6 protein-coding genes are annotated in these 5,957 nt (G+C 48.6%); all 6 read left to right on the forward strand.

Annotated features, from left to right (window positions below; translation table 11 throughout):
• The first annotated feature begins 21 nt into the window (after nt 1-21).
• The 6 genes from VGS11_00090 to VGS11_00115 all read left to right on the forward strand — a co-directional run bounded on the left by VGS11_00090 (nt 22) and on the right by VGS11_00115 (nt 5,689).
• Nucleotides 22-945 carry a glycosyltransferase family 2 protein gene (locus VGS11_00090; GenBank protein ID HEV2118499.1) on the forward strand — a complete coding sequence of 308 codons (924 nt, stop codon included), beginning with the start codon at nt 22-24 and terminating at the stop codon, nt 943-945.
• A gap of 3 nt (nt 946-948) precedes the next feature.
• Nucleotides 949-1,899 (forward strand): NAD-dependent epimerase/dehydratase family protein, encoded by a 951-nt coding sequence (locus VGS11_00095; GenBank protein HEV2118500.1) that lies wholly within the window; start codon nt 949-951, stop codon nt 1,897-1,899.
• Nucleotides 1,900-1,944: 45 nt separating this feature from the next.
• Entirely contained in the window at nt 1,945-2,841 is an 897-nt protein-coding gene (locus tag VGS11_00100) for an SDR family oxidoreductase (GenBank protein ID HEV2118501.1), read from the forward strand.
• Nucleotides 2,838-3,761 carry an NAD(P)-dependent oxidoreductase gene (locus VGS11_00105; protein HEV2118502.1) on the forward strand — a complete coding sequence of 308 codons (924 nt, stop codon included), beginning with the start codon at nt 2,838-2,840 and terminating at the stop codon, nt 3,759-3,761. The genes VGS11_00100 and VGS11_00105 overlap by 4 nt, the downstream gene beginning before the upstream one ends.
• Nucleotides 3,762-3,771: 10 nt before the next feature.
• Entirely contained in the window at nt 3,772-4,794 is a 1,023-nt protein-coding gene (locus tag VGS11_00110) for a Gfo/Idh/MocA family oxidoreductase (protein HEV2118503.1), read from the forward strand.
• A 154-nt stretch (nt 4,795-4,948) separates the two neighbouring features.
• On the forward strand, nt 4,949-5,689 hold the full coding sequence (locus VGS11_00115) for a hypothetical protein (protein ID HEV2118504.1): 741 nt from the start codon (nt 4,949-4,951) through the stop codon (nt 5,687-5,689).
• Nucleotides 5,690-5,957: the final 268 nt, after the last annotated feature.

Raw genomic sequence — 5,957 nt, forward strand, 5'->3', positions numbered from 1 at the left:
TCCTAATAGTTATGAAATGATTTGAACGAGTCCACCTTCTCGACCGATCTCGGACTAGGTGCTCTGAGAGAACGGGTGACCATAGTTATTCCAACCTTGAACGAACGGGAGGCGATTGGGATGCTGATCGATGAGGTACGTTCAGCGGGCTATGGCAAGATCTTGGTTGTTGATGGCTACTCCGTGGATGGGACGGCAGAAATCGCGAGTCTGAAAGGCGCACAGGTCGTTGAGCAGCATGGCAAGGGGAAGACCGGGGCCATCCTTGTCGCTAGGGACATAGTCGACACTCCCTATTTCCTGCTAATGGATGGGGACCACTCGTACGATCCGAAGGACATTGACAGATTCGTCACTCATTCCGAAGGTTACGATCACATCATAGGATTTCGTTCCAAGGGCAACCCGAACATCTCAAGGACCCACAGACTTGGTAACTGGATTTTGACGAAGACATTCAACATCCTAATGGGGAGCAACATTCCAGACGTGGCATGCGGCATGTACCTGATGCGCACTCAGAAAATGAAGCAATTGCTGATTGACAGGCAAGGCTTCGAAGTCGACCAAGAAATAGCGGCTCAAATGCTTGTCGATGGGAGGGTCACGTGCGTCCCTATCAATTATCGCAAACGATTGGGAGCTGCCAAGGCACCCACCTGGCGGCAAGGGTTCAGAGCGCTTTTCGCGATAGTTGGTCAGGCCAGGCGCTACAACCCGGTAGTCCTATTTGGGTTGGTTGCGGCCATAGCCCTCGTTCCGGCAATCGTTCTGCTTTTTTATGCAGCATACCTCTATCTCTTCTTGGCGAGCTATCACGCAGGTTACTTCTTGGGTAGTTTGATGCTCTTCGTCATCGGAGGACAGGGCTTGACTGTGGCAACAATAGGATTCATGCTCAGAAGGATGGAGAAGAAATTGACTGGCCGAATCGAAGCGATGTAGCCAATGACCTTGAAGGCATTCGTAACTGGTGGTGCTGGGTTTATCGGGAGTCACATCGTCGACAGACTCCTTGAGGACAAATACGAGGTAACAGTTCTTGACAACTTCTCACAAGGTAAGTTGGCGAACATTGCTCATCTCAGGCGAGACGCAAGATTTCGATACTATCGAGGAGATATGACTGACGGAAAATTGGTGGCTAAACTGCTTAGGGGATACGATGTTGTTTTTCATGTTGCGGCGCACGCGAACATAAGGACCAGCCTGGTCAATCACAGGGCTGATTTGGACAACAACCTTATCGCGACATTGAATGTACTGGACGCGATGGTCAAGAACAACGTCGACGACCTCGTGTTCGCCTCGTCATCCGCAATCTACGGTGAAGCAACTGTAAGACCCACACCTGAAAGTTACATGCCAGTGCAGACGTCACTATACGGAGCTTCAAAACTCGCATGTGAAGCGTACGCACAGGCGTTTGTCCAAATATCAGATATAAATTTCTGGGCCTACAGATTCTCGAACGTGGTGGGTGAAAGATGCAGGAGGGGGGTGACCTGGGATTTCGTTCACAAGCTTGCTCAGAACGCTCGAGAGTTGGAGATTCTTGGCGACGGCAAGCAGAGCAAAGAGTACATTCATGTCCTTGACTGCGTTGAAGCTATGATGGTAGGTTATTCAAAATCAGCGGAAAGAATAAACACATTCAACATAGCGGTTGAGGAGAACTTGATGGTTGACGAGATTGCTGACCTAGTGACAGAAGAAATGGAACTCAAAGGGGTGAAGAGGAGTTACACTGGGGGTCCGCGTGGATGGGTAGGAGACAACCCCATTGTTCACTTGTCGATAGCCAAGCTGAAATCACTTGGTTGGGTACCGAAAGTTTCTGCTCGGGAAGCTGTTGCAAGGACCGCCAAATGGACGATTTCGCAATTGAGCCGTGCATGATTAGTGTTCACAAAATTCTCCGAAGCTGGGTAAGAGGCGTTAGCTGTGAACGATAGCAGAACGGAAACAAATCGACCGAGCCTCTCAGGCAAAGTTGCAATAGTAACAGGGGCAGGTCGCGGGATAGGAAGAGCAATCTCAATCGGTTTTGCCAAAGACGGGGCGAAGTTGGCAATCCTCTCACGCACCAAATCAGAGTTGGACGAAAGTGCAAGACAGGCCAAAGAATGTGGAGCTGACGTGTTCAAGATGGCAGCTGATGTGTCCGACGAGGTTCAGGTAAAGCTATTTGTCAAGAAGACGTTGACTGCCTACAAACGAATCGATATCTTGGTAAACAACGCGGGCGTTCTTGGTCCCATAGGACCAATGGCTGATGCTGATGCCGGTCAATGGTGGCATGCTGTACAAGTAAACCTAATGGGGACCTTTCTGTTTTCGAAACACGTTCTTCCGACGATGATAAAGCAACGGTCAGGAAAGATTGTAAATCTATCAGGTGCGGGATCTCCAATGCCTTACCCAATGTTCTCCTCATATTCGGCTTCAAAAGTTGCAGTACTGGGTTTGACCCAAACATTAGCTGAAGAAGTGAAGGCATTCAACATACAGGTCAATGCGATAGCTCCTGGAGCTGTGGACACGAGATTGCAAGATGAAATTCTTTCGGTGGGAAAGAAGGCAGGCGTCAAAGCTTTGGCGCAAGCGGAGAAGACAAAGCGTTTGGGAGGTGTGCCCGCGGAGAAGGCTGCTGAGCTGGCACGTTTTCTTGCTTCCGACGAGTCGAACGGAGTAACTGGCCGATTCCTAAGCGCAGTCTGGGATGATTGGAAGGACTTGGGAAGGAAGGAGAAACTCGGCCAACTAATGAGTGATGTGTATACCTTGCGTCGCATTGATAATGTGCTTTACGGGGCACTCGGGATGAATCAAAGGAAATGAGAGTACTTGTCACTGGAGCCGCGGGATTCATCGGTCAACACACCGTTAGTGGGCTGAATGATCGAGGATACGAAGTGACTGGAATTGACAAGCGGACTAGCAAAGGTGTCGTCTCGGTCGATATCACAGACTTCAACCAAGTACTTTCTCTGTTCGAAAGTACGAAACCCCAAGCAGTGATACATTTGGCGGCGATTAGCGGAAGCACAGGGAAGAACGAGATTGAACAGAGTAAGCGGCAACCATATCTTAACTTCCATGTAAACGTCATTGGAACGCTAAATGTCTGCGAAGCGAGTCGTATGACGGGAGTCCGGACTTTGATTTACCTTAGTTCATTTGCGGTATATGGGAGGACTGGCCCTGACAGGTTACCTATCAAGGAATCCACACCGACATTGGCAGAACACGCCTACGCGGTTTCGAAACTTGCTGGCGAGGAAATCGCCCGAACCTACGGCCTCGATTTCGACATCAAAACAGTTGTATTTCGGGCGCCTTTCATCGTTGGTGAACGTCAGGTCGAGCGCAACATGGTGCGCGAGTTCATCGATTGCGCCATAAGAGGCGAGAATTTGCAGATTTATGGTCAAGGAACTCATGTGAGGGATTTCCTCCATCCTTCTGATTTGGTCGACGCATTTGCGCGGGCGCTAGAAAGCGCAGATGCACTATCAAAGAATGAGCTATTCGTTTTGGGGAACAAGAAAGTCGCGGTTCAAGATTTGGCGTCAAAGGTGGTGTCTAGATTGAAAAACGTGAAATTGGAGTACATATCTGTTGAAAGTGACAGGGCTTTTGACCAATTTGCAGATTATACGAAGTGTGTGGAAAAACTCGGATGGCAACCTCGCGTGAGTATTGATGAAATAATTGATCGAGTTGTCACCACGGACTACAGTCGAGGCAGCGCCAATTAACACAAACCTCTTGAATAAATCAAGTATAGCTTCCTCTAGGATTAGAGTAGGGGTTGTTGGATTTGGCAAGATGGGCCTGCTCCATGCAGGAATCTTGAATGCCCTTGCCGATTGTTCGGTGGTTGCTATTTGTGAGAAGGATCTTCTCGTCCGGAAGTTAGCTCGCACTTTCTTGAAAAACGTTCACTTCTACAACGAAGTGAGTGAGATGATGAGCAACGAGAACTTGGATGCCATATATGTCACGACGCCGATTTCTACGCATGGCGCAATCACCAGCGAGATAACTCGTACCAATAAGGTTGGTCTGTTTGTTGAAAAGCCCCTTGCAGAAAGCGCGGCCACTGGTCAGACTATGGCTGATTCCGCAGACCACCTTGGAATTACAAACATGGTCGGTTACCAGAAGAGGTTCTCTCCTTCATTCAAGAGGGCCAAGTCCCTGATTCAAGAAGAAACGCTGGGCGAAATCAGACTATTCAAGGCCTACTCATTTGTCTCTGCTGTGTTTGCGAGGGGGAAGGGCTGGAGGTTCGAGTGCGGTCAAGGCGGCTCTCTAGTAGATTTGGGTTCGCATCTATTGGATCTACTCCTATGGTATTTTGGCGAACCCTACCGGGCTCGTGCACGCCTAATCTCTATCCATTCATCGGCAGTCGATGATTACGCCTCCGGAGTATTAGAATTCAAGCAAGGTCTAGTTGGCCAATTTGATGTCTCCTGGAGTATGCCGGGTTACAGGTTGCCGGAGACGAAAATCGAAATCTATGGCGAGCATGGCAAGATTGTACTGTCTGATGATTATCTGGAACTCATCAGCAGTGGTGGTCGAAGCCCATTACGTAGTCAGCGTTTCGATAGACCTGAGCTCTATTCTGGCGTGGATTTTCTCCTAGGAGATCCAGAATACTGCGTAGAGAATGAGCACTTCTTACAATCTCTCAGGGATGGAAACCCTGCGGAACCAAACTTCGAAAGTGCGGTTCAAGTGAATCGATTGATTGACATGATGCTAAGAGAGAAGGGCGATTAGTGCGCATAAACTACTAGTTGGCGATAACCCCTTCAATGCCGTTGACCACCTATCACAGGAGAGGTCGAGGTCGAAGCCGAAACTTGTTGCCGGAGATGTGGCGAACTTGGTTATCGACTCAGTCGCCAGTGGGGCCGATGGACTAAGCTTTACCATGACGCCTATACTAATGAACGCTCTTCGTCTGATGAGAGAGATCGGGATCACACAAGGCTTCGAACTGTATCCCGTTATACCGAATGTCCAACTTCAGGCACAAATCTCCGCAGAGAGTGGAACGAATCGAATGATTAGAGAGACTCTTCTCCGTCTATTCCGGAGAGCAAGGATCATCTCCCTCGCCTCGGCAAGTTTCGGCTTTCTAACATCAGATTCTTCTAGAGCACTCAGGTTGCTTGTTGATGCACATCTCCATGAAATCAGGCGGACAGTTCCGGACTCTTTGCACGTGAAATCTCTCCTGCTGCACGAGATTCTCACGGAACTCATGGTCAGTTTCAAATTGACTGATATTACCCTTGACTATATCGACTATGTTCGAACATATGCAGGGATAATGCCCGGCTTCGTTACTAGAAACTTTGTGATGTTTGTTGATTTCGTCAACAAGCTTGGAACCTCTTTGGACGATGTCGTGGTTCTCACACCGCTTAATGCACTTGGATATCAGATGAATCCCTCCAAGGAGGCTTGTGAGCGCGTCCTTGCACAAACCAAAGGCCTCAATGTCGTAGCGATGAGTGTTATGGCTGGTGGACAATTGAGTCTTGCAAGCGCGGTGAAGTACATTGAATCACTTCCTAGACAAGTGTCATGTGTTGTGGGGGTTTCTTCCTCTGTGCACGCCCGTGAAACCTTCGGTGCACTTCGGAATTCTTTTCACGAAAAGATTTGACTCTTCGTGGCTATTGAAACGACTGAAGCGGCCAATACGAGCCAATTCCGAGGCCGCTTGTTGGACAGAATAAGCTCGATCCCTTTGAGTGTTGCAGTTACTACGCAAGCTGTAATCCCATACGTAAAACTGTTTTCGAACTGGTCATATGTTATGACTAAGGTTCGGTCGTCGCATTCCACTCTAGTTCGATTAAGAGGGAGCGATCAATCAATTATCATGTCCAAATCAATGATAAAATTCCTTTATCTCATGAAGTATGCAGGAA

The sequence above is a fragment of the Candidatus Bathyarchaeia archaeon genome (assembly GCA_035935655.1).
Taxonomy (GTDB): domain Archaea; phylum Thermoproteota; class Bathyarchaeia; order 40CM-2-53-6; family 40CM-2-53-6; genus 40CM-2-53-6.